Origin of the sequence: Mesorhizobium caraganae, assembly GCF_016836705.1 — a bacterium.
GTDB classification, from domain to species: domain Bacteria; phylum Pseudomonadota; class Alphaproteobacteria; order Rhizobiales; family Rhizobiaceae; genus Mesorhizobium; species Mesorhizobium caraganae.
This window is the reverse complement of record NZ_JAFCGY010000140.1, coordinates 1-459: the sequence shown is the minus strand read 5'-3', so window position 1 is coordinate 459 and position 459 is coordinate 1. Positions and strand designations below refer to the sequence as shown.

Sequence of the window (459 nt, the reverse complement as noted above, 5' to 3'; positions counted from 1 at the left end):
ACTACACCGTCAACACCTACACCGATCGCGAGTGGGGCGAAGGCGACGAAAGCCCGCGCCTGTTCGCGCCGACCAATCTGGATGCGCGGCAATGGGCGCGCGCGGCCAAGGCCGGCGGCTTCCGCAGTCTGATCCTCACCGCCAAGCACCACGACGGCTTCTGCCTGTGGCCGACCGCGACCACCGCGCACAGCGTGCGCAGCAGCCCGTGGCGCGACGGCCAGGGCGATGTGGTGCGCGAGTTCGTGGATGCCTGCCGCGCCGAAGGCCTCGGCGTGGGCTTCTATCTGTCGCCGTGGGACCGGCACGAGCCGCGCTACGGCAGCGGCCGCGCCTACGACGATTTCTACATCGCCCAGCTCACCGAATTGCTGACCCACTACGGCCCGGTGATCGAGGTCTGGTTCGACGGCGCCAACGGCGAAGGCCCGAACGGGCGGCGCCAGGCCTACGACTGGC

At 69.9% G+C, this 459-nt stretch carries 1 protein-coding gene; it reads left to right on the top strand.

Going from position 1 to position 459, the window contains the following annotated elements; all coding sequences use genetic code 11:
• Window positions 1-459, top strand: a 459-nt coding sequence (locus JQK88_RS35675) for an alpha-L-fucosidase (RefSeq protein ID WP_203281280.1), incomplete at both ends; no start/stop codon positions are given.